Below are 21,820 nucleotides of genomic sequence, written 5' to 3' on the forward strand. Positions count from 1 at the left end.
CCACTCAGTTATTGAGCGACTTTGTTTGCTTTCTTAATAATTACATCCATAACACCATGCCAATATTCTGCATTCTTAAGTGCTTGTTGAATGATATTGCTATCTTTCTTATACCCCTGAGTATTATACCCTTCAACTTCTTGTGTGGGGAGAAAATCGATGTAATGGATAGGTTTACTTAGGTCTTCAACAGTAATCTTTAGAGTGACGGATTTGACCATTTCATTTTGTATTGAAGAGGCAGACAACCCTCCAAGTGCAGCCCCAATGCCTCCAGCTAACAGGCCTCCAGCTACGATTCCCGATTTTGATACTTTAGAAATTATTTGATTGTCCAAAGCAATTTCGGATTCAATAATATTAGAAAAAGGGATTGTGTATTCTTCAATATGTTCATCTTTATTAAGATGATATATTTTCACAAGGAATTCTGATTCCTTAAAAGCAATTTTAGTTTGATAAGTATTAAAGAAATTGTCTGGATTAAAACCACCGTCGAAGTGCTTAAGTTTTTGCGCATTTTCTTTTAGTTTATCTATATTTTTTTGGGCTTTAATTTTATAGGGTTCAAGTGCTAATAGGGCTAATCCTGCAATTATTAAGCAAATTCCCATGCCTCTCCAGCTATCCATTAGCAAAAAGAAAAGACAGAATAAAAAATAGCCACCATAAGCCATTAACTTATATCCCATTCAACCACCGCCGGTATCATTTTCCTACATTATATCACTGTTTCCAGTCATGGAGAACTATATAAATGGAAAGTGAAATCATTGGTTCTTTTCTGATTTTATCTGAATGAGCAGTTCTTTAAGATAATCTGCAGTTGTAGCATTTTCTTTATCTTTTAAAATATTACGAAGTGTCCATAAGCAAATTATGATTGTGATTAATACGTAAATTAATGCATTCAATCGGTTTCCCTCAGTAATTTTTGATAGATTCACACCAAATAATACTTGAAATCCTATAAACGATGTTCCCAAAATCAAACTTCCAATTCCCCAAGTTTTAGATGGATCATATTGCGATTTTATTCCTTCCATCCTTGCAATGGCAGATGATAATTCAGACGGGCTTAAAGCTTTTATTATTTGGACTTTCCTTGCATGTGTATGATAATCTTGTCCATTAATAGGGAATTCGTGCTTGATAAACTTTATTAATTCTTTGGGATTCATCTCAACCAGATTGTGTTTTAGTACTTTTTATTTAACATTTTCATCACCTCTCCATATTATCGACGAATATGTAAAGGATTTTAATGGAAATTAGATTTCCAAGGGTACGTTTCTCTAATTCTCGATGCAAAAGTAGATTTGCCTAATAGCTAATTTTAAAATCACTTTGTCTTTATAGGGGGAAAAAGTGATTCTTTGTTTTATACATAAGCAAAATCCCTCAAACGAGGAATCTTGATTCTGAATAAAAGAGGGATTTTAACTAAACAAATATTTGATTCTTTTCTTCTTCAAAATCCCGTAAATCATAGTGCTTGATTGTTGTTGAGACATCTTCATGATGAGCTACATATTTGCTTATCAATTCAATTTTGATTTTCTTAACTTCTAGGAGATAAGTGATGCACGAAGCTTTAAAGAGGTGGGGGTTTATACGTCGACCAAGGATATCTGATAACACATCAGAGCAAAAATAATCAGCCCAAGACTCTGACATCTGTTTAGGCTCTCCGCCATACTGAGTAGTGAAGAGGTATTCATGATCATAGCCACGTTTTTCATGCCATAAACGCAGGTACTCCAGTGCTTCTGTGTTAATCATGTACTCAAGAGGTTTTCCTTCACCTTTACCTTTTCCAAATACCTTATGACTCATCACGTATGACTGACCCTCTGGAATAGGGTAATCTAATATTTCTGTTTTTAACTGTATGAGTTCTGCCCTTCGCCCGCCAACATTAAAGGCAGTAGCAAGCCATGCCATCCCCAAATAATTTTCGTCCTCTTTTAGGGCGTCCATCATCAGTTTATAGTCATCATATGTAACTTTAACTTTTTCATATGTAGTGGTTTTTGGAATAGCTGGCAGCCCACGAGTGAAGTTTCTGAATTTCTCATAATTATGATCATCTTCTGCAACAACATTTTCGATATAATTATTTAACGAGGATACACCGGCTTTTTTTAAAGCAATCCCACTTGAAGACATCCCACGATTCTTTAAGAAACTTTGATACCTAATGAAATCACGCTTTGAGATCTTATAAAGTTTTTTCCCGTTAAGAGAGGTATGTACCCACCAAAAGAATTGGCGAAGGGAGGAGTAATACTGCTTTCGTGTTTTATTTCTAAATGAATGAGCATCTAAAAACTCTTGAGCCAAGCTTCTGTGCTCTTCGTCTACTTGCTCCCACATTGATTCCGTGACCTCGGGGAGTTTTATTGCTCGAGATCTGAGCATATTCTTTTCAATTGATTTGGCCATTAATTCACCGCCATTAGTCTGTTTTAATTCCATCTGCTTTTAAATCTTTTTTTAGCGCTGCAGTTAATCGTCCATCTTTTAGTGTCTCAGAGGTATTCTTCATAAAAGGACGAGGTTTACCGTAGCCATATCCATATGAATCAGGGTATGAATAACCTTGACCGGTTTCAATGACTGTAGCAATGTCTTTTCCATCATCATTTCTAATATTGTCCAATGACACCCCGTTACTTTCGTTGGTGGTTATAAAGGCATCTTTAACTTGTCCTGTGCGTTCATAAAGTAGGGGATCATATGCACCGTAAACATCTTCATCAATGTGCTCTTGTCCTGTTTTCACCATAATTTGTTTCACATTAGAGGAAGACTTATGAATTGATTGAATTGCAGCTTGTTCAACCATAGCTTTGATATCTTTAATTGTTTTCGCCACTAACTTCACCAGAACCAGTCTCTATTTCTTCTACCTTTTCTAGAATAAGTTTGTTGATTTCCTCTTTGCTCATAGTTAACAAGTCATCAGTGATTTTTTCTAAAGCTTTTGTTGCATCTTTAAGCTTCTTCATACTTTCTTTTGGATAACTGTTAATAATCATAGGGAAGAATTCGGAATCCACAAGCTTAAGGTACCATTTAACTTTATTTTTGATGTCATTTGGAATCCCCAAATCTGAAAATTCTTTTACAATTGAAAAGAATACCCATTGAACAGTGTTGATTTTACTAAAATCAATACCTTTATCTTCGGCTTTTTGTTGATCAGAGATCATTTCAGTTAGCATTTTTGTTAACCGAGAAGGGGAAAAGTATGGGTAGATGAATACATGTACATCATCGGTTAACTGGACTTTTTCTTTCTTGTCATACTTATTGACACTTTCCTCAATTAAACTTAAATTCAATTTTTTTGATGCCATTTAATATCCTCCTTTTATATCCTCTATAAAGCACAAGACACCTGCCAGATAAATTCTTATCAAATTACTGTTCTATTGGACTCGAATCAGTAGGAGCGTAGGGCTCTCCAACTATTTCTTCATATTCCTCAACAGTAATAATATTATTTGTTACACCTTCTTGTAGCTCGTCTTTAGATACATCATTATATTCATAGGCTTCTTTTACTTGAGAAACTGTTGCCCAATCTTTACTTAAAGCAATAACCCAAAAATTACTCAAGTTGCTACCCCGCCTTTCAGCGTTTCTATATCAGACTGCATCGTAGTTATAGTTCTAGCTTGTTTTAAAATAGTGATTCTTGCCTCTGTTAGGGATTGACCTAAGATATCAATATCTGAGGGCTTGATATCTGAATTTTTTAGGCTGTCGATGTAATCTTTGTTTGCAGATTCAACCCATGACTGATCCTCAATACTGTATTTAGCTAGATATAGACCAGGTGGAGGGGGCACTTTTGTGCAATTTATTGGCAGTTTATCAGATTCTTCGTATTCGACAGGTTCAAGATATAGGTGCGTTTTTGGATCATATTTATAGCAAACAACTGTTGTCAAGGTGAAATGTCACATCCTAAATGTAGTAGTGTATATTTTCTAGATTTACAATGCCGTTAGCTGTATTCTCACCTGAGTATAGAATTGAAACATAGCCTGAAGTTTGAGAATACGCTTTTGCTACCCCAGCTTCATTCATTAGTCCAGTAGCGAAAACTATATTTGATAAAGAGCGAGAACCTGTAGGCATTGTGAAAGCGGGGATAAAGTTATTAGCAGAAGTGCCAATTGTACCTCCTTGAATAGCGCCTCTAAATACTACATGACTTCCTATAATTGCATATTGAGGAGTTCGATCACTGTATACAGTCCACCCGTTTTGAAGCGTAAGGTTCTTCCATGTTGGAGCCAGTTGATCTTTTGTAATTATTTCTTTCCAACCTGACCAAGTGTTGGCTCCGTTCATCGTTTGTGTAAATTTTTTATTATCAAACCATCTCGTAGCTTCTTGCACTATAACAGTATCTGACATAGCTATTACTACAATTGTATGAAAACTTGCTTCACTTGGAGTGTTTACAAACTCTTTGCCATAATAAATTCCTGTCTTTGTAAGAGTTCTAGTATCTACTCCTGAACCGAGATTTGTTCCATAGCCGGAATCTGTTGTAAGCTTCACTAATTGAGCACCATTCCACTTGTTTCTTTCTGAAGATGAAATATGAACAGTTGAGTTTCCGATGTGAATATCAAATTCAGATTTAGTTGCTTGCTTATCATTTGTAAGGTTTCCTAGACCAACTTGTGCAGCAGTAACAGCATGAGGATTAGCTTTATCAGCAGTATGAATATCTACGTATGATTTTGCATCACTTAATGCTTTATCAGCCTTTATTTGTGCTCCTGAAGTAGTTTCTTTGGAATTCCATGCTTCTCTTTCAGCAGTTGATACATGAAGACTTGTATCTTTGACATGTGAGTCAAACTCTAACTTGGTTGCCTGTTTATCGTCGGTAACATTAGATAACCCAACTTGGTTTTTAGTAACCTGATGCGGATTATCAAAGTCTTCTGTGTGTTTTTTTAGCTCGAAGTTTTGATATTCCATAAAATCATTGACGGTATCAGTAAGCTTTTCCTCGTGATCGACCATGTGTTTTTCAGTTTTTGCAGTGGCTGCTTTTAAATTATTAATTTGAAAGTTGTTTTGTTTCAATTGTCCAGCAAATTTACTGTTGCTCATTTAGCTCACCGCAATTCCTTTAACAGATACATCACCGTTTACTGCTATAACCTCAAACAATACTTTAAATACTCCGCCAATATCGAAGTCCCAGTATTCATTTGTATTTAAAGTACTGGTTGCTAGCTGTAAGTCTGTTTTGTTAGTTCCACTTAAGGGTGTTTTTTCGCCATTTTCATCAACTGCATAAAATTTTATTTCACGTGAAGTTGAGGAACCAGAGATCTTAACAGTAAGTTCCCGAAAATGATCCACTGCAAATTCTTCACCTTCAGACGGGGCAGTTGTTGCTTCATGAAAAGTAAATGAAGTTTTGTCTGGAATTGTGGTTACGACATTTTCAGTCGTTTCTGTCAACAACTCCACCTCCTTAATTTGTATAAAAACTGTCTTTTATCTAGAAAAATAAGAGGGGAGGACTTATTCAAAAAGCCCATCCTCTTGTAGCTTATTCCATATACCTTCCCAAGCTGGGGTAGAAGAAGGGGATGACTGAAGCGAACTTAAAGGTTCGTACTCATTGAAGTCGCCTTCAAAGCGTTGCTTGAAATCATCAACACTGATATAGGAACCATCTGATAGCAATAGGAATTTTTGTTCCAAACCATCAAATTGTTTGAACAGACCACATACTTCATCAAATGTCATTATTCCATCCCCCAAACAACGATTTTTAACCCAGTTAGATCAACTGTACCGGCTGCTTTAACTGTCAGATGTATTTTTGGAGCAGTGAAAGTTAATTGTTTTTGCAAAGGGTAATTCTGAACAAAAGCAATGCTGTTGAATAGAACAGAATTATCGTTACCTGATGTAGTTGCAGAATAAAATGGGATGTTTTTCGGTACGGAATAAATACTTGCTAAAACTTTGCTGTTTGAGCTGTCTGTTTGAGTTGTGTACATAGCAATACCGTAAGTTCTGAAAACACCAAGTGAATCGATTAGATCAACTGTATAAGACTTAGTTGCACCTGTAGCTACAGTATCAGCATCAGTAACAACAAATTCAGAATAGGATTTTTGAACTTGGGTTTTAATTGCTGCAGTGTTTTTAACCAAAACAGGGACAGAAGCCGTATTAGCTATATTTACATCAAGTGATGTATTGGCCACATTAACATTAAGAGGCTGGTCATTATTAAGACCAACCTCCAAAGGGACAGTGGAACGTTCAATTGATACAGCAGTTATGGGATTACCTGTCCCATCATCTTTTGCAGAGGTGTATTTATCACCGTCCTGGTTTAAAAAAGCAATAATAAACGCCTCCTTAATTATTCAGTTGTTCCGCCAAGATCTGAGCTTTGAGTTGAACCTGTTGTATCCTCAACCGGAGCTGCAGTATTTTCATCTCTACTTGCTTCGATTACTACAGCCATTTCGTCTGTATCTGTATCTGCTAATGCTTCAAACTTAATTTCTGGTGCTAGAGCATTTCCATTTTCTAATGACATTTCAAATTCCCCTGAAGGAGAAACGTTAGGGAACTGGATATAGATGTCACTGTAAACTTCTTCTGTATCAGGATTATAGGCAATAGTGCGATATTCAACTTCATATCGTTCTGAGAACTTGCTGGCTTTAATGGCTAAACGTCTACCGACTTTTTCAATTTGATACACAGCTGTTAGTTTGTCTTTAGCAGCTGCAAATGCTGTTGGAATTGTATATGTACCATCAGTTGAAATAGCAATCTTATATGTTAAACCTTTTTTGTTATAGAAAGTTACATCACTTACAGGTTTTCCTTTTAGAGTAACTTTGTTTGTATCATCTACAATCAGTCCATGTTCTCTATCGAAAACCTTTACTTTTGTTTCTTCCTGAATTGTTTCACCCTGTGTCATTGCAAGCCATTCTAAATCAAAGAAAGCATTTTTGACAGTTAGGTTAATTTCCTTCTCAGATTTAAGAATGTAAAGTGGTTTATTTCCGATTCCACCTCTGAGTTTTTCTTCAGAGATTGCTTGGGAGAATGATGCTGTTTGTGCCTCGGCTGTGAATACAAGCTTACCGTCAGATTTTCGTTTGAAATAAACGTCAGCTGTATCTTGAATAACTGTTTTCATCTAATTGTTGCCTCCTTAAATAATAAAAAAGACAGCTATGCGCTGCCTTTACCAAAACCTTTAGTTTGTTTCATGAAACTTTCTCTACTTATGTAATGCTTTTCTTCTTCAAATAAGTCAATATGTTTTCCCCAGCTTTCCATGTGTTTGGCTGCATCAGGTGAAACGGTCGCAAACAGGGTGGAGGTATCGTACTGTTTGAATTGACCTACTCTGTAGTAAGTCATGTATAACTGAAACAGAGTCATTTCATTTATATCTTTGTACAAATATCCGGTGTGAGTAGCAACACTACTTATGATGTCTGCCATATCAACCATATCTGATTCCTGACTTTTCACTCTTTTGCTGCGCTCGTTAGCTCGCTGTATCTCTGGGTTAGAGCTGATTTTTTCCTCTTTTAGACAAGACATTCTCAAGACCAATTCTCTTAGGGCTTCGAAGTTTTCCGGTGTAAGTTTTTCTAAAATTTCAACGCCATTAAAAACTGTGCTAAATATTACTTCATACGCTTCTTTAAAATTCGGAAGGATACTTGTAATTTCAAATAAAGACAGTTTTTTAAGTTCGGCAATAAGACCATCTAATTGGCCAAATTGATTATTTTCCTTTTTGCTGTAAGTATAAATAATCTCTTTCTTAGACATCTTAAACCAGCTGAGGTACGGAGTTAAAAGTGCATATTCCTTAACTTTTATAAATCGACAATCGCCAAATTCAGTAGGGATTGGCTCACCGGTTATAAAGAATTCACTATCAATCATTTCATCGCCCCAAAGGTATAAATTAATTTATATCCGAGGTAACCATCAGGAGGATTAGTGATTAGCATTCTTTTATAAGAGTTTGTCTTACCAATGCCAGCAAAATTCTGATTGAACAAGAGCTTATTAATTCTGTCATTAATCTTAAGATTTCTAAATTCGGTTTCTTCAAAGGTGTTAATATGGGTGAAAACATCAATCATCAAGTCTTGATCAAGAAGCATCGCACTTTGGTTGGATGGTTTTGGTAATGCGTTCCCTAAATAAACACACATTCTACATAATGGTGAATCCGATAGATCATCTGTTTTAGGTGCTCGCTTGAATATGGTATTGATTATAGCGGGAGAGTCATTTGTGGAGTCATAATAATTTTCGAGTGATTGAACATCTGGATGAGAAGGGGAGAGAGGATCAGTTTTGTAATACAAGAGCCGATTCAGTTCAACATCATCCATAACTAATCTGAAGACTTTTGTCATCTGTTCAACAGTCATGCTCATGTCTTTTCACCAACTTTCTTTTTGGCAACCAATTTTATTGTTCCGTGGTCTCCATAAACTTTAGAATAGTCTATATCATCGACTTGATAATCTTCGCCAAAGAAGGAGAGGGTAAGTCCGATTTTTAATTTTTCATGAACAAGATAAGGAATTGTAATGTTTGCTTGACCATCTGGAAGATTTACCGCCAATTCAGTGCCTTTTATTGAAGTTGTCCTTTCGAATATGCAGGGGACTTCAGTTTTTTCACCAGGTACTTTTTCATAAATTGGCTTACCAGTGATTTCGTTAATTTTGCCAGTATCTATTAGCTTGTCTTCTGAAGTAAGAAAAAATGATGTTCCACATATTTTTATCTCAGCCTTTTTGTAAATCTTATTACTGAGAGGGTGGGAGGTGATGAGCCATGTTTCATCATTAAACTTAACAACTCCGCCACGATAAATGTCAGCAATTTCACCTAATATATATCTTGCAGAACCATCGCCACTAGAGTACTTAGAGGTGATCATTACTGTTTTTTCGATTCCATCTATTGTGACTTTTTCAGATTCAAGCCCCTTAAGGCCTTGTTGGAAAATAAGCTTACCATCATGAAGAAGTTTATTATTAATGTTAATCTTGTGGTAATTACTGTAGTCCTTCATTCGAATCACCGTCTGTTACTAAGTTATCCCTAAGTCTGCTTAATTCACCACTTACTGTTAAAATGGTGTCCCTGATTTCTGTGAGTTGAGGATCGCTTAGCAGCTTTTTATTAAGGTATTTCTCCAATTTGAAGAGGACTGAATTGTTTCTCTTACACAGTTTATTGCAAACAATATCTAAGTCCTCAAGCTTTATTTGTCCATCTTTATGTGCCGATTTAACTTTAATTGCACTCATAGATAATCCACCGCAGCGTTCAATATCAAACGTTCAATTTCGTTTTTCTGATCTATTACACTTTGTTTAAGGGAATTGAGTTGTGTACCAAAGTTCTTGATTCCCACGTCATTCGTGAAGGGCTGCCACGTATTCTCAAACAAGGTCTTTTTATTTAACAAAAAGATGTATCTCAAGAAGTGTGCAATAATAAGCAGATCGTCCTCAGATAAATCTCTATTTACAGTTTCTGTTGAATCATCAGCCTTTAAATTGTCTCTGAGCCTGTTATTGAAATGAAGTATTGCATTTCGAATTGATTGATAAATTTGTTCTTCTGTTTGAGGAACATCAAAATCAGATGTCTCGCAGTTGTTTAAAAAGGTTTCCCATATTTGATCATAAGATGTCATAAAAAATCCCCCCTCTTAGTCAAAGAGAAGGGAAGGATCAGCGACTCCCATCCAATCAGCCAAAACTTTCAATTTGCCTGCAGCAATGTCATCGCTAAATTCTGAAGCAACGTCAATAATAAATTGCTTCTCAGAATCCACTGTGATTTTATCGAGCTTATTTTTTAGTTGAGCAATATTTCCCGATTTAATCATCTTTTCAATTTCTTCTTTGGTATGGATGTTATTTTTATAAGCCTCCGACTCAACAATAGAATCTTTAATTTCTTTGGTTGTCTCATTATCTTCAACAATAACTAATTCACCTTTATCGAAACAAACGCTGTTCATTGTGAGCCATTCAACAACTTCTTTTGGAACTTCTTTAATATCAGCCTTCCCATTTTTACTTCCAGCCCAAGTGTATTGTTTATGTCCACCATCGCTGATATACCCAACAAAATAAGATGTACTTCTGTATCGTGCTAACTTAATTTTTTCAGTCAAATTTATATCCTCCTAAAAAATCCTCATATTTTGATTTAGATAGATACTGCAGCTTGTTCTTCAATAATTCCGATTGCTTCTCCAAAAAGAAGGTTAACAGACGCATCTTGAACAATTTTCATTTTGATTCTTTCATCTTCAATGTCTTGTTCTGTCAATTGACGCAGTCCACCATACTCAACAACAGAAAATGGTTTTTGAGAAACGCCGCCGGCAAACATATAGCCTTTGTTGACAGGAAGTTCGACTTTACTATTTGTATCATCTGTAAATGGGTTAGTGAGGTTAACAGCAGTTGTTCTGCCGATTGTAGCTGGATTTAGGGCAGTAAGGAGCTCTCCTTTTACTTCTTCAGTTAAGAAGTTCTTAAACGTGGAGTCTGTTCCTTGTTGGAATGCGAAGTAGTCGATAAGAAGGGTATCAGCTACGAAGATAGGTTTTCCACCATAACGTTGAAGCACAGAAGCTACTTTGTTGTATTGTTGAAGAGTAAGGTTTGAGCCTGTTTGAACATTTTTTGCAGGGATTTTACCAGCTGTAATTGCGCTTGCAGTTAATTGATGGATTTTATCGAGGTACAAACGGACTTTAGCATCTGCTATATCATTCACCAATTTATTGAAGTAAACAATTGAATCTGTTACGAGATCTAGGGGTTCATAATAGAAACCTGTTGACATAGTTTTCGGAACAGCAGGAACTGTTTCTTGTCCTTCAACACGAACTAAATCAACACCAGAGCCTGTAGCAGACCAAATGACTTTTGCCTTATTCTTTTTCGGAATTTTAATTTCTTTAATATTGCCTCGTTTTTCTTGTTGGACATTGGCCAAAAGGGAGAGAAGCTGTGTTACTTTTGGTTTCGCAATTTCATCTGCTTGTTCAACGACAAGGTTATTAAATTGATGGAGCATGGAAGGGTCAGGTGTAGTACCGCCATCACCAAACACTTTCTTAATGTAAGTTTGGATATCAGCTTGGTCTGTACCGTCCATTTTGTTATTTAATACACGGCTAAACAAGCCTTTGATTTTCACAGTATCTAATTTCATTTAAAATACTCCTTTTATTGAAATTTATTTGTTATGTACTAGGCCTCGATTACTTCAAGGCGAACAAGTTTTTGTCCCATTGTGTAAACAAGGTCATCTTCATTATTTACAACGAGGAACTTAGCAGAAGAATCAGCATAATCCTCATGAGGTGAAGCAGGATCACTGAGAATATACTTTTGAGTAGCAATATCAAAGTGAGCTACTTGACCTTGTTTAACCTCAGTCACTGCTGTATTAAATGAAAATGCAGAAACATCAAAACGAGTATAAGCTGGCTCAAGGATAACAATTCGAGCATGTTCTCCTACACCGTTATAGAAGTCTCTCATTGATTCACCAAGATAGCGTGCTTCAGGAGATGCAATTAAATATGCTTTTTTTGTTTTATCTGATAGTTTCGAAGCTGTTCGGTTCCCCTCAGCATCAAAACCAAGTTCAACAAGCATAAAGTTATCAATGTCTGAACCAGTCACTTTTGCACCGTGAGCAACTGTTTTGATTTTTAAAGAATTCAAGTTTCCAGTAGTATGATTACCTACTTCAGTAAGGGCTTTTTGTAATCTTGTAGCCATATTTTATTCCTCCAAGTTTAAAATTTATTGTGAAAAGCGTGATTCAAAAGAGTCATCGTTAGGGATTAAATTTTCCCGTTTACTTGAAAATTCTCTAATGGTTGTATTTGTTTCAGTAGGAACACTAACTAAATCAACTAACATTGTGTTAAGTTGTAATACAGCTTTTTCTCCTTCTTCATCTTGTTTAACCGAAGCATGGATAAGGTTTTGTACTTCTTCTGTACTGAATTTTTCCTCAGCATTTAAAGCTTCAAATTTCGCTTTATAGAATTCATTTTTCTCATTTAGTTTTTGCTCTAATAAAGTTTTCTCGTGTTTTTCTTTATAAGGCTTCAATTGTTCCACTTCAGAATTTAATTGCACAAGCTTTTCACTAGCAGTGTTGAATTGCTGTTCAATATCTGCCTTATTCTTATTGATTTGATTTACTTGTTTCGTTAAATCTTTAATCTGTTCATCTTTTTGGTTAAGTTGTGTTTGAATAGGTTCAGGAACAACTTCCTCCCAGTTACGTGTCATGAACACCTCGGTTTTACTGTCAAAATCAATTGAAACAGTATCGCCTGTTCTTGTGTAATTGAACTTAAAGTATTTGTCGTAGCTATTTTCATCTGACCAGCTATACACGTTTACGATGAAATATGCATCATATACATCTGCAATATAAGATGCTGACTCCTTGTCAAGGGTTGGATCTAATTGGTTATAAAGAAGTGTTCGAACATCAGAATGAGACAATTCAAACACTTTTCTAAACTTATTCATTTTTTCACCTTCCTCATTATTTTGTCTTGTAGCTGCTTGAGCAACTAATCTTTCAAATTGTTGAATTTCATTAAAGCTAAGAAGTTTGGAAGAATCATAAGCGGGGAGGACAATGTCATGCTCTCCTCGTTTCTCTGAATTTAAAATAGCATGACCTTCGAAATAGATAGGGGACTGTAGGTGTTCAATGCCATCTTGCATAGTGTAATTTGAATAAAGGATCTCACAACTTGTATTAATGTTAATACCCCGACCATACCATTCAAGTAAGAGTTCACATGCATCTTTAAATCGGGAGTTCCAAAGTATTGCATCTGCTGCCAATACTTCTTTTTTACCTTCTGGAGTTTCAATTTCAGTTATGTATCCCTCAGATGTAAAGACACCAATTGGAGCAGTATCTCTTTTTACTTCAAGTTCTCCGTGCTTGTCTGTGTCTAGATAAGCTTCATGAGTTCCCATTGCATCTGTAGAAGTATTTAATTCATCAACCTCGTAATATTTTGCAACAATCGGTTTATTAATTATTGTTGAAGCAGCTTCAAGAGCAACATCCTTAGAAATTACTGCGTTATTGTGAGAGACATCGAAATCAAAAATGACAAAGCAACATGACAACTTTGTTGGGTCATCTGATGTTTTAATCTCATTCAATTGAAGTTGGCATAGTTTTTTCTTTTGCTTCTTTGTCAAATAATTTCACCTCCCTTCAAAAGTGAAGTTTTAAATAGGATTGTCATTACCGTTGGATGTGGCGGACTTCACTGTGTTGTCGTTGTTTTTATTTCCTTCATTTGGGCGACCTGATTTATTCCCAGTGAAGGTATATGAAGTTTGATAAGGTCTAATTTTTTCTTGGAGTTTCAGTTCTTCGGTTTCATATAGAGTTTGTTCAAGGTAACTTTCCCAAGACACTCCTGCCAAATTATCAACTACGTGCTTAATAGACCAACCTTTATCGTTTAGTTTAATTAAGATGTCCATTTTTTCTTTAAGAGTGAGCGGCTTGTCTTTATCGTAATTCATATAGTAATTGTCTTTTTGGGCAGCAGGCAAAACAAGGTTGAATAACTTTTGATAAACCTCTTGTTCAATATCCTCCATTAAAACGCCAATACGCTTATAAAATGTATCCAAGTTTAACGACGAAGTTGCATAGTTACCCCCATCACCATTTAAAAGGGAGCCGGATAAGCCGTAAGCAGATTGAATGTCGCTATTGATATGGTCAAACTTTGCTCCATCTAATCCATCTGCTTTAACATCTGGAAAGTTGATGTCAGCAAAGTCAGGGATTGATACTACAGTTACTCCATCTTTTTGGTTCTTCTCTAAAGCTGCTTTAACTCCACCATGAATTTTTTGTTTAACTGCTTTAGGCAGCTTCATGTTTGTGTATTCGCCATTACCTTTATCTGTACCAATGGTTAGAACTGCAACAGCGTTAATAATTTTATTTGCAATCGATCTTTCAACATCTTTAAGTTTCTTTTTATGGAGAACGTCATATAGACCTGGGGTAACCCAAGATGTTCCCAATCCTTGATTTCTTTTTAGCGTCCCTGTGCGTAGTGGAAAAGTTCTTTCTTGTGGCAATTCCTTAAATCGGTATTTCTCTCGATCTTTCATGAAGTTTTCATAATCGCTTTGTTTAATATAAGGGGAGAGGCTTTTTAACAATTCATTTCTGTGATCATCTTTATATTTAGTGAACAGCTCCATGTCAACTACACATACCCAGTCCCCATTTCTCCTAAAAGAGGGGAACACATATTTAATCTCATCAAAGATAAACGGATAAGGACTCTTAGCATCCCCAAGCCATAAACCAACAAGAGTACCAGCTGTAGCTACTTGTTTTAACAGATCCCTAGTAAGTCTTTTATGTTTGACCTTATGTAAGGATTTATTCAGAAGAGAAATGTGCTTATCTGAAGACTTAACTTTATTAAAGGAGTCAATTTTATAGTTGAGGGTAGGAAGGGCTTCTATCAATTCAAACAATTGGTGAATCTCTGCAGTCGAGATATAAAAATACTCAGCAAGATCTTCAATTTCCTCTTGAAATTGATCGGGGTTAGAAAAATAATTCTTTAATTGTTCGGCCTCAATTTCCGTAACAATCCCATTGGAAAACATATTTGAGATAAAGCCGGAAGCAAATGTAGAAGTATAAGTTGAATAGTCATTCAGCATTTGCTTATACTCTTCTGATTCAATATCAACTTTGTTTAAGGTTACCATGTTTCACCTCATTTCTTTAAAAATAGACAAGTTCATCATCTATGTCGTACTCTGACTTTTGAAGGTTTTCACCTTCTAAAACCTTTGCGAGATAGTTGCCATAAGCTAAGGAAGAATACCTATCCTTTCTTTTCCCTGACTTTTCTTTAATTCTGATATAACCGCCCACAATATCATGTTCAAGGTTAACTAATTCGTTAACCAGTAACGTAGTTTGGATGTATGGTGTTTTCATTCGGACTTTATCTTCAATGCTTGCATTTTGATACCCTGATTTATCCGACAAAAAGTCACTGCCTTCAATTTCACTAATGAGTAATTCAATATTAGAACTTTGAAGGTTTACACGTAGAGTTGAAGCGATTTCGTGGTTCAATTTACCGTTGGCCTTAATTGAGAATACAACAGGAAGTGGATTAGGAGTTTTGGCTCTTTGTCTCATTTCCTCATCGTTAAATGAACACCATGCATCATATTCAACATCTCGTTCTTCATCGTAGTTAACTTTAGCCAAGGCATCATAAATCGACATACCGTTGCCATGAGTATCAAGTGCCACATAGCTAGCTTGAAAATCCTCAAATAACTGTTTAATTCTAATTGCTTGATCGTCTGTATGATTACCTTCGATTGTCTCTATGTATGGAACTTTACGTTGATACTTGTCTCCATTGGGTAGGAGTCTAATGCAAGTAATTACGGTATTATCGTTTGCTTCTCCCCCCATAAGCGCAACGTCAACGCTTAAGATTCGCACTTCGCCGTCTTTTAGCTTTTCTTTGCGCTTGTTTTTATGAATAGAGTAATCAATATTCTTTATAGGATAGAAGGGTTTTTTTAGTGTTCTGTTTTTAGTAATATCGTTCAACTTAAATAGGGCGTTGGAGTTTTGCCCATACATTAGGTTTTCATATTCCATCATAAAAGAGACTTCATCAAAATCAGAGCTTTCACGTTCTTTGTTGATCCGTTCTTTAGAAAGAAGACCGTGATAAATAGAGGTTAGATAGTCCAATGAAAATATCATTGTATCTCTACCTTTTAGCATTGCATCCCTTGCTGCTTTCATTGACTTCCACATCCAATGAGACGTGTACCAAGCAGAAGAAATGTATACTTCAATATTCTCTTCGGTTAGATGACGGTATTGTTCTTTCTTTAGGTAAGGAGGTTGTCTGTAAACGTTTAGGAAGGGTTTTAAAACAGTCTTTAAGATGTTTTCATCGATCATGCGGAATTCTTCGAGGATTAGGATATTGCCGCGATAGCCACGTGAATTTTCACTTGAAGTAACAGCTTCAATTGTTGATCCGTTATGAAAAACAACCATTGCTTCATTTGAGGAAGACCTTATTTGTTTAATTTCACGGGCAAAATTAGGATACTGCATTAGTTCTTTCTCAATTTTCTCAGTGATTATCAATTTTGCCTGTTTCTTCACTCCAGATGCAATAACTACTTTGGTGTTTGGATATAAAACACATCTTGCACAAGCAAAAATGGCAATCATAAAAGATTTAGATAAACCCCGAGCAGCGACTAGCATAAAAAATGTATTCAGGTTCATGAAGAAAATAAGAATCTTTTGAAAGAAGAAAAGGTCAATTTCAAAATAATGCTCTACAAAGCGATGCATATTTAATCTATAAAAGGTTGTCCATTTTTTCATCTGATTTCTCAAGCGATCATTTGAGCTTTGCTTTTCTTTAACTTTTGATACATTCGTGGTTTGTTCTAGGTGGTTTTGCCCCTTAGAGGCTTTATTTCTTTTGATTTGAAAGTGTCCCATTAATCATTCACATCGAAATCTTTAGAGATATTAAAGATATTTTTAAAAGGTCGAACAAACCATCTTTGAATATATGTGTTGAACTTATCATAATCCTCGTATTCTTTTTTATGCTCGAATGCTTCACATGGTTCAGTTTGCTCAATGGTCTTAATCCATAATCCATAAGAAGACAAGCCTTTGTCATCATTTGCTCCTGTGGATTGTATCGGCTTAATGTTTCCGTCATTGTGCAACTTAGATGACAACTCTAAAAGATCTTTGTACTGCTTTATACTGCCGTTAGCCAATTCCTTATCTGCCTGCAAATGAACTTTTGCTATATTTCTATAAAGGTTAACTTGCACTGGAGTGTCAGTTGCATAGTTTTCGCTGTAAGAGCGATAAAAATTGTTTAGATAGTCTAAATCTTGTTTAGAGAATCCCTTGCCCCAAATTTTATCTTCATTGACGTTTTTAGGTTCTGATGTATCAACCTCCTGATTCGGATCATTAAATTCGCTATCTGCCCAAGTTTTCGATTTGTAATCTTTCATTCCGATATTTTTCATATAAGTTCCTAACACATTACCAGATGATTTTTTCTTAGACTCTGATTCGTTAACAGCGGAAACCCACAAGTCATAAACAAATGGACGGTCAATCATTCTCAAGATGTTTTGCACATTCTTTAAGTTATCTTTGTCTTTTTGGAATTCATTTTGGAGACAGTTCTTACATACTGACAGCTTGCCGGTTGCAGAATTGAAAGGAGATTCCGAGATATAATATTGATTGGCGTTTTGTTCTTTGCCGCAGCATGAGCATTTTATTTTTTCAGCAGACATATTTCACCTCCATAAAGTTAGTTGATGTAAACACGTTTTATAAAACGCCCAGCAATAGCGCGGAAGGGGAGAACCGCAATCATCACTGGGCGTTCTAAAAAGGTGCTTAAACTAAAGAAGAGAGGATTTCATCGTGATGAAATCCTCCTTTGATCTCAATTCCTAATTTTTTAATTGTTTTGAGTTGATCTTTAGTAACAGTACAATCGATATAAACACCATTCGGAAAATGATTACCTTCTAAATAGTCGGCTGAGAAAATAGTACAACTAATGCCTTTTTCTTTAGCCAAGTCTTTATAAATCTCTTTATGTGCACCTACAAGTAAAGGGATATTATTCTCTTGTGATAACCTAAGAAGAAGAGTTGTTTTGCCTTTACCTCTCTGAGAATCATTTACCAGCAGCATTTTGGGTGCATTTTTATGAAACTTTTCTTGTAGTGATTTATCAACGTCATTAAATACAACTGAGAAATTAACCCAATGACCACTTAATTCGTTAAAAAAATTTTTGTCTTCATTTGATTTTACTCCTTCTTATTAATTCAATATGTAATCGTACTGAATAGTCCGACCTTTACCAGATTCATAAATTGATAAGTTTGCTCCAGCTTTGGCACCTGTCATTAAGCTGTCACTGTATTCATCGGAACCCATTACAGAAGGGAGTTGTATAACTTGGATATTATGAGTGGCTGCTTCACCTACAGTGAGCATGTTTCCGTGGTGGAAGTGGGAGATGTACATGTAATCGTAGAATTTTCGTTTCATCTGTGAGATGTCACGAATGGCATTCTTTTTGTTTTTAATCTGGTGTCCGTGACAAGCAACAATTTCAAATTCAAGTAATTTAAAATCCACAATTCCTTCGTCGTATAAAGGAACTTCAATTCGCTCATTGTCTTTGAGTACGTCATGGATATAAGTAGCGATAATACGCTCTACATCTTCTTTAGGCATTTCCGAGCGATTTGTATTATGTAATCTTAGTTCAGTATGATTTGCAGAAGGGATATGTATGTACTTAATTTTGACGTGCTTAGAAAGCTCTAAAAGCCATTCAGCTTTGTACCTAGAGTATTTAATCACTTGGTCAATAAACCCGTACTGAAGGGCAGTTAATTGCGATACGCGCAATGCCATACCTTCAACACTGTCAGCACCATTTAACACGACCAGCTCATCTAAATTTTCTTTTTGAATGTACTCAACAGTTTCAGAAAGAATCTGATTCATACGCTGCAAATAAATCTGTTCGTTGTATTCATTGTTGTTGCTTTTAAATTGCTTCCCGAAGTGTTCATCTCCAAACCCTAGAACAGCAGCTCTTTTTCTTTCGCTCTTATTTAATGGATAGAAGGAAGGGGGAGGGAGAGTGCCTACTTTCTCAATTGCTTCAGTTACATTTTCATATAGCAGCTCTGTTCGACCTTTGACACGTGTGTTTTTATGTATTTCATGCTTTACAGCTTGAAGCTTTTTTCTCTCTTCCATGATTTCAACCTTTTTCAGTTCCAATTCAATGAGAGAATTATTTGATTCAGCTGACTTTGCTTTTTGGTATTCAACTCCTTCAATGAAGTTGTTGAACCATTTTCTATAAGCTGATTCGCCTTTAGATTCGCCGGTTTCTTTGTTGATTAACTCTTTGATTTCTTCCCAGTTAAGATTATAAATGTCTTTATTAGAGCAGATTCTTATTTTCCATTCTTTAAGGTTTTCATCTGAGTGACGCTTCGTTTGAATAGGATCAATCATTCAGTCACCGCCTTACTCAGCATCTTTCACTGGTAATTCATTTTCTTCTTTTATTGTGATTGAAACATTTTTTCCATTAAACTCGGAAAGAATTTCTTTAAAATCATATGTATATTCATCATCTTTTGTTTGTTCGATAACTTCCATTACGTCCATATCGAAAAAGCCTTTAACATTAATTTGATGTACTTTTTTGCTTGCCATTTAAATTCCTCCAATAATTTTCTATTTACGTACAATAAGCTCCTTCGGAAGCCCGATGATCCGAAGCATCGGTAACCTCCGAGAAGGGGATATAAAGGAGATGAAAGATAAGTCGGATAGGCGTTGGGGAAACGCCCGAAGGAGATTATTGATAACTTTCGTACATATGTATTACAGACCCATTCCAGTTATCAAGAAGCACTTTGTGTGGAAAAATAATCCACAATAGGTATAATGAAGTGTAGATGAAATTTGAAAAAGAGGTGTTTTTTTGTTAGACAAAGTTTTGAATGCCTTTATTATAATAGGTGTTTTGTTGATAGTTGGAGCGGTTACTGTTTTTAAAGATTTTGAATATCATCAATATCTTCGTTTTGGTGGGGCAGCATTGATAGCTTTTGGCTATATGTTTGGTTATGATAAAGTAAAAGCTACAACAAAAAAGAGTAAATGACTTTTAAATACTATTGTTCTAGTTATTTTCTTACCCCCCCCATCTTACCTACAACAGTAACTCGCGTAGGAACGTAAGCCTTCGGATCAACAGGGAAATCTGAAAATAACAAAAGACGTCATTATGACGTCTTCAGGAACTCCTTGTACAGCTTGGCACATGAGTTAAATTATTGGAACAACAGAGAACAGAGTATATTTTTGATTAAAATATCACTAATAAAGGTTTGCGTCCGTAAAATCGTAAATCTCGTAATTCGTAAGCTGTAAAATAATCCGTTTCCAACCTAGGAAATAAATGAGTTTTGGTACTACAGTTTAGATACGCTCTAAACTAAAGCGGCTTTCTACTTCTCTGTTGTCCAAGCTGGGCAGTTTTACACCCAGCTATCAAGATAAAAGTGATTTTACCCTCATAGCTAAGTTAAAACCTTAGCTTTTATAGATACTTATCTGCAGCTTCAAACTCAATTTCATAATTATGATTAGCTTTTTCAATAGAGTTTGAAAGACGATTAGCCATTCTTTCTAACTTTAATCCTTTAGTTTGCATCTTGTCAGGATCAAACAAGGCTTCACGATAACTAATAACATCAGAATAAGAATTTACTCGTTCAGTTTTCTGAGAACGACCGTAACTTTTGAGTTTATTCGCTTCACCTCTAAGTTGCTGTGCTAATTCAAGCGCTTCTGTGATCGATAATTCCTTTTCATCCCACAAAACTTTTGCATCCAGGTTGGCTTTAGCGATTAGTACTACCAATTCACGATAATCTTTTTTAGTCGATTCCAGCTCAGCTGTGATTTGGTCTACAGTTTTTGTTGGTTTTGTATATTTTTCATCTTTATCATGTTCAACATATGCAACACTATCTCGTTCCTGTAACAGTTCCTGAATACGTTTTGAGATTGCATTTCTTAAAGGTAAAGCTTCGAATAAAGCGATTTTTGACATTTATTATCTTCTCCTTTAGACATACATCTTTTATATTCTAATAGATTCTTAAATAAATTGCCAATAAAACAATTTTTATCCTTAGTTTTAATCAAAAGTACGAAAAGGTAAGACCCCTATAACCCTTTTCAGAGACATTCCTGTCTTTTCTTGTCAGGTCACACACCTTATCTACATACAATGCGTGTAGATCGCCAGTCTCTTATTTTGCACAGTTTTCTCTGACCTGTGTAAGGAGGTATGTGCGTGGGAAAATAATGCATAGTCCAAAAAGGGTATCAGGTTAGTTCATTGCTTGGTCAATGTTATTTAAAGTGAATTTGCTTATAAATCCCAAGTTTTTATGTTGCCTGCCAACGCTCAGCGCCCGAAGTCTGAGAATGAATATAATCCTTTTCTGTGAAATGGGAGTGGTGATCAAGCGCTCAAAAACCATTCCACTTATTTTACGAGTATAGAAGACCCGCTCACCCGGAAAAATTTTGTTGACCGCATAATAAGCATCAAAGCTTACAAGGGCATTATTTAAAGGGAAGGGAGACGCATCTACCTTCCCTAAGTGTAAGCCGAAGCAGTACACCGCAATTAATATTCAGGCTACATGTCACCCATAGTAAGACTGTGATGGGATTCACCCTACATAAAAATTTGAGTAGCAAAGGTCTTACCGACATGTTTAGCCCGATAATAGCCATTTACTTGTCTCCTTAAGATACAAACATCCGAGTTAACCTCGCACCCTCATAAATGACTATTATCCGACTAGCTGCAATGACCAGCCGCAGTTTTGTGTCAGAATGATACATAAAATAGGGGAGTAGATATTGTTTAATCGAGAAAAGCTAGTCCACACAGGAGAGGAATCTCCACTAATGTTCATTCAAATTAGTCTGTATCTTCATAAATGAACATTAGTCGAGAACTGATATCCCAAACATCAGTAATCAACTA

General features: G+C 35.7%; 28 protein-coding genes and 2 pseudogenes. 1 reads left to right on the forward strand and 29 read right to left on the reverse strand.

Features of this window, described 5'->3' with window-relative positions; translation table 11 throughout:
• Window positions 1–8 precede the first annotated feature (8 nt).
• From KXD37_RS16810 to KXD37_RS16940, 27 genes and pseudogenes are all read right to left on the reverse strand, one after another.
• Window positions 9–692: an immunity protein gene (locus KXD37_RS16810; RefSeq protein ID WP_263463278.1), complete on the reverse strand. Its 684-nt coding sequence runs from the start codon at window positions 690–692 to the stop codon at window positions 9–11.
• Window positions 693–770: 78 nt separating this feature from the next.
• Window positions 771–1,181, reverse strand: a complete 411-nt coding sequence (locus KXD37_RS16815; RefSeq protein ID WP_263463279.1) for a hypothetical protein — start codon at window positions 1,179–1,181, stop codon at window positions 771–773.
• A gap of 262 nt (window positions 1,182–1,443) precedes the next feature.
• Window positions 1,444–2,445, reverse strand: coding sequence for a tyrosine-type recombinase/integrase (locus tag KXD37_RS16820; protein ID WP_263463400.1), 1,002 nt, complete (start codon window positions 2,443–2,445; stop codon window positions 1,444–1,446).
• A 13-nt stretch (window positions 2,446–2,458) separates the two neighbouring features.
• The gene (locus KXD37_RS16825) at window positions 2,459–2,878 is read right to left on the reverse strand and encodes a hypothetical protein (protein WP_263463280.1); all 420 of its coding nucleotides are present in this window, start codon (window positions 2,876–2,878) and stop codon (window positions 2,459–2,461) included.
• The gene (locus tag KXD37_RS16830; protein WP_263463281.1) at window positions 2,862–3,362 is read right to left on the reverse strand and encodes a hypothetical protein; all 501 of its coding nucleotides are present in this window, start codon (window positions 3,360–3,362) and stop codon (window positions 2,862–2,864) included. The genes KXD37_RS16825 and KXD37_RS16830 overlap by 17 nt, the downstream gene beginning before the upstream one ends.
• Before the next feature lie 64 nt (window positions 3,363–3,426).
• Window positions 3,427–3,624: an XkdX family protein gene (locus KXD37_RS16835; RefSeq protein ID WP_263463282.1), complete on the reverse strand. Its 198-nt coding sequence runs from the start codon at window positions 3,622–3,624 to the stop codon at window positions 3,427–3,429.
• The gene (locus KXD37_RS16840) at window positions 3,621–3,959 is read right to left on the reverse strand and encodes a hypothetical protein (protein WP_263463283.1); all 339 of its coding nucleotides are present in this window, start codon (window positions 3,957–3,959) and stop codon (window positions 3,621–3,623) included. The genes KXD37_RS16835 and KXD37_RS16840 overlap by 4 nt, the downstream gene beginning before the upstream one ends.
• Window positions 3,960–3,975: 16 nt before the next feature.
• Window positions 3,976–5,142, reverse strand: a complete 1,167-nt coding sequence (locus KXD37_RS16845; RefSeq protein ID WP_263463284.1) for a pyocin knob domain-containing protein — start codon at window positions 5,140–5,142, stop codon at window positions 3,976–3,978.
• Window positions 5,143–5,499, reverse strand: a complete 357-nt coding sequence (locus KXD37_RS16850; RefSeq protein WP_263463285.1) for a hypothetical protein — start codon at window positions 5,497–5,499, stop codon at window positions 5,143–5,145.
• A 63-nt stretch (window positions 5,500–5,562) separates the two neighbouring features.
• Window positions 5,563–5,790, reverse strand: coding sequence for a hypothetical protein (locus KXD37_RS16855; protein ID WP_009967521.1), 228 nt, complete (start codon window positions 5,788–5,790; stop codon window positions 5,563–5,565).
• Window positions 5,790–6,401, reverse strand: a complete 612-nt coding sequence (locus KXD37_RS16860; RefSeq protein WP_263463401.1) for a hypothetical protein — start codon at window positions 6,399–6,401, stop codon at window positions 5,790–5,792. Before KXD37_RS16860 ends, KXD37_RS16855 begins: the two co-directional genes overlap by 1 nt.
• 17 nt (window positions 6,402–6,418) lie before the next feature.
• Window positions 6,419–7,213 (reverse strand): hypothetical protein, encoded by a 795-nt coding sequence (locus KXD37_RS16865; protein WP_071579298.1) that lies wholly within the window; start codon window positions 7,211–7,213, stop codon window positions 6,419–6,421.
• A gap of 35 nt (window positions 7,214–7,248) precedes the next feature.
• A complete protein-coding gene (locus KXD37_RS16870) occupies window positions 7,249–7,977 on the reverse strand; it encodes a hypothetical protein (RefSeq protein WP_263463286.1) in 729 nt (242 codons plus the stop codon).
• A complete protein-coding gene (locus tag KXD37_RS16875) occupies window positions 7,974–8,480 on the reverse strand; it encodes a hypothetical protein (RefSeq protein ID WP_263463287.1) in 507 nt (168 codons plus the stop codon). Before KXD37_RS16875 ends, KXD37_RS16870 begins: the two co-directional genes overlap by 4 nt.
• On the reverse strand, window positions 8,477–9,127 hold the full coding sequence (locus tag KXD37_RS16880; RefSeq protein WP_263463288.1) for a hypothetical protein: 651 nt from the start codon (window positions 9,125–9,127) through the stop codon (window positions 8,477–8,479). Before KXD37_RS16880 ends, KXD37_RS16875 begins: the two co-directional genes overlap by 4 nt.
• The gene (locus tag KXD37_RS16885) at window positions 9,111–9,365 is read right to left on the reverse strand and encodes a hypothetical protein (RefSeq protein WP_263463289.1); all 255 of its coding nucleotides are present in this window, start codon (window positions 9,363–9,365) and stop codon (window positions 9,111–9,113) included. The genes KXD37_RS16880 and KXD37_RS16885 overlap by 17 nt, the downstream gene beginning before the upstream one ends.
• A complete protein-coding gene (locus KXD37_RS16890; protein WP_231833906.1) occupies window positions 9,362–9,757 on the reverse strand; it encodes a hypothetical protein in 396 nt (131 codons plus the stop codon). Before KXD37_RS16890 ends, KXD37_RS16885 begins: the two co-directional genes overlap by 4 nt.
• Window positions 9,758–9,772: 15 nt before the next feature.
• Window positions 9,773–10,243, reverse strand: a complete 471-nt coding sequence (locus tag KXD37_RS16895) for a hypothetical protein (protein ID WP_263463290.1) — start codon at window positions 10,241–10,243, stop codon at window positions 9,773–9,775.
• Window positions 10,244–10,278: 35 nt separating this feature from the next.
• Window positions 10,279–11,295, reverse strand: a complete 1,017-nt coding sequence (locus tag KXD37_RS16900; protein WP_071579305.1) for a hypothetical protein — start codon at window positions 11,293–11,295, stop codon at window positions 10,279–10,281.
• Window positions 11,296–11,333: 38 nt separating this feature from the next.
• Window positions 11,334–11,870, reverse strand: a complete 537-nt coding sequence (locus tag KXD37_RS16905) for a hypothetical protein (protein WP_263463291.1) — start codon at window positions 11,868–11,870, stop codon at window positions 11,334–11,336.
• A gap of 24 nt (window positions 11,871–11,894) precedes the next feature.
• Window positions 11,895–13,331 (reverse strand): hypothetical protein, encoded by a 1,437-nt coding sequence (locus KXD37_RS16910; protein WP_263463292.1) that lies wholly within the window; start codon window positions 13,329–13,331, stop codon window positions 11,895–11,897.
• A gap of 30 nt (window positions 13,332–13,361) precedes the next feature.
• Window positions 13,362–14,882, reverse strand: a complete 1,521-nt coding sequence (locus KXD37_RS16915; protein ID WP_263463293.1) for a hypothetical protein — start codon at window positions 14,880–14,882, stop codon at window positions 13,362–13,364.
• Between the two features lie 16 nt (window positions 14,883–14,898).
• A complete protein-coding gene (locus KXD37_RS16920; protein WP_101860440.1) occupies window positions 14,899–16,671 on the reverse strand; it encodes a terminase large subunit domain-containing protein in 1,773 nt (590 codons plus the stop codon).
• Window positions 16,672–17,162: 491 nt separating this feature from the next.
• Window positions 17,163–17,498: pseudogene (locus KXD37_RS24145) on the reverse strand (hypothetical protein); the annotation flags it as partial.
• 106 nt (window positions 17,499–17,604) lie between these two features.
• Window positions 17,605–17,907 carry a hypothetical protein gene (locus KXD37_RS16930; RefSeq protein ID WP_263463295.1) on the reverse strand — a complete coding sequence of 101 codons (303 nt, stop codon included), beginning with the start codon at window positions 17,905–17,907 and terminating at the stop codon, window positions 17,605–17,607.
• Between the two features lie 132 nt (window positions 17,908–18,039).
• Window positions 18,040–19,257 (reverse strand): hypothetical protein, encoded by a 1,218-nt coding sequence (locus KXD37_RS16935; RefSeq protein WP_263463296.1) that lies wholly within the window; start codon window positions 19,255–19,257, stop codon window positions 18,040–18,042.
• A 12-nt stretch (window positions 19,258–19,269) separates the two neighbouring features.
• Window positions 19,270–19,461, reverse strand: coding sequence for a YonK family protein (locus KXD37_RS16940; RefSeq protein WP_101860445.1), 192 nt, complete (start codon window positions 19,459–19,461; stop codon window positions 19,270–19,272).
• 271 nt (window positions 19,462–19,732) lie between these two features.
• Between KXD37_RS16940 and KXD37_RS16945 the strand changes: the two genes are divergently transcribed.
• A complete protein-coding gene (locus KXD37_RS16945; protein ID WP_229042853.1) occupies window positions 19,733–19,915 on the forward strand; it encodes a hypothetical protein in 183 nt (60 codons plus the stop codon).
• 438 nt (window positions 19,916–20,353) lie between these two features.
• Here KXD37_RS16945 and KXD37_RS16950 read toward each other — a convergent pair whose 3' ends face one another.
• Window positions 20,354–20,869, reverse strand: a complete 516-nt coding sequence (locus tag KXD37_RS16950; protein WP_061187729.1) for a hypothetical protein — start codon at window positions 20,867–20,869, stop codon at window positions 20,354–20,356.
• A 430-nt stretch (window positions 20,870–21,299) separates the two neighbouring features.
• A pseudogene (locus KXD37_RS16955) lies at window positions 21,300–21,449 on the reverse strand (hypothetical protein); the annotation flags it as partial.
• Window positions 21,450–21,820: the final 371 nt, after the last annotated feature.

It is taken from the genome of Bacillus sp. XT-2, assembly GCF_025696525.1.
GTDB lineage: Bacteria > Bacillota > Bacilli > Bacillales > Bacillaceae > Bacillus > Bacillus halotolerans.

Bases quoted from the DNA above. Each gene is read 5' to 3' on its own strand.
- KXD37_RS16810 (WP_263463278.1), bottom strand. From the start codon at position 692: ATGGGATATAAGTTAATGGCTTATGGTGGCTATTTTTTATTCTGTCTT.
- KXD37_RS16830 (WP_263463281.1), bottom strand. From the start codon at position 3,362: ATGGCATCAAAAAAATTGAATTTAAGTTTAATTGAGGAAAGTGTCAAT.
- KXD37_RS16920 (WP_101860440.1), bottom strand. From the start codon at position 16,671: ATGGGACACTTTCAAATCAAAAGAAATAAAGCCTCTAAGGGGCAAAAC.
- KXD37_RS16935 (WP_263463296.1), bottom strand. From the start codon at position 19,257: ATGATTGATCCTATTCAAACGAAGCGTCACTCAGATGAAAACCTTAAA.
- KXD37_RS16940 (WP_101860445.1), bottom strand. From the start codon at position 19,461: ATGGCAAGCAAAAAAGTACATCAAATTAATGTTAAAGGCTTTTTCGAT.
- KXD37_RS16930 (WP_263463295.1), bottom strand. From the start codon at position 17,907: ATGCTGCTGGTAAATGATTCTCAGAGAGGTAAAGGCAAAACAACTCTT.
- KXD37_RS16950 (WP_061187729.1), bottom strand. From the start codon at position 20,869: ATGTCAAAAATCGCTTTATTCGAAGCTTTACCTTTAAGAAATGCAATC.
- KXD37_RS16870 (WP_263463286.1), bottom strand. From the start codon at position 7,977: ATGATTGATAGTGAATTCTTTATAACCGGTGAGCCAATCCCTACTGAA.
- KXD37_RS16855 (WP_009967521.1), bottom strand. From the start codon at position 5,790: ATGACATTTGATGAAGTATGTGGTCTGTTCAAACAATTTGATGGTTTG.
- KXD37_RS16915 (WP_263463293.1), bottom strand. From the start codon at position 14,882: ATGGTAACCTTAAACAAAGTTGATATTGAATCAGAAGAGTATAAGCAA.
- KXD37_RS16900 (WP_071579305.1), bottom strand. From the start codon at position 11,295: ATGAAATTAGATACTGTGAAAATCAAAGGCTTGTTTAGCCGTGTATTA.
- KXD37_RS16845 (WP_263463284.1), bottom strand. From the start codon at position 5,142: ATGAGCAACAGTAAATTTGCTGGACAATTGAAACAAAACAACTTTCAA.
- KXD37_RS16820 (WP_263463400.1), bottom strand. From the start codon at position 2,445: ATGGCCAAATCAATTGAAAAGAATATGCTCAGATCTCGAGCAATAAAA.
- KXD37_RS16890 (WP_231833906.1), bottom strand. From the start codon at position 9,757: ATGACATCTTATGATCAAATATGGGAAACCTTTTTAAACAACTGCGAG.
- KXD37_RS16885 (WP_263463289.1), bottom strand. From the start codon at position 9,365: ATGAGTGCAATTAAAGTTAAATCGGCACATAAAGATGGACAAATAAAG.
- KXD37_RS16815 (WP_263463279.1), bottom strand. From the start codon at position 1,181: ATGAATCCCAAAGAATTAATAAAGTTTATCAAGCACGAATTCCCTATT.
- KXD37_RS16880 (WP_263463288.1), bottom strand. From the start codon at position 9,127: ATGAAGGACTACAGTAATTACCACAAGATTAACATTAATAATAAACTT.
- KXD37_RS16865 (WP_071579298.1), bottom strand. From the start codon at position 7,213: ATGAAAACAGTTATTCAAGATACAGCTGACGTTTATTTCAAACGAAAA.
- KXD37_RS16905 (WP_263463291.1), bottom strand. From the start codon at position 11,870: ATGGCTACAAGATTACAAAAAGCCCTTACTGAAGTAGGTAATCATACT.
- KXD37_RS16875 (WP_263463287.1), bottom strand. From the start codon at position 8,480: ATGAGCATGACTGTTGAACAGATGACAAAAGTCTTCAGATTAGTTATG.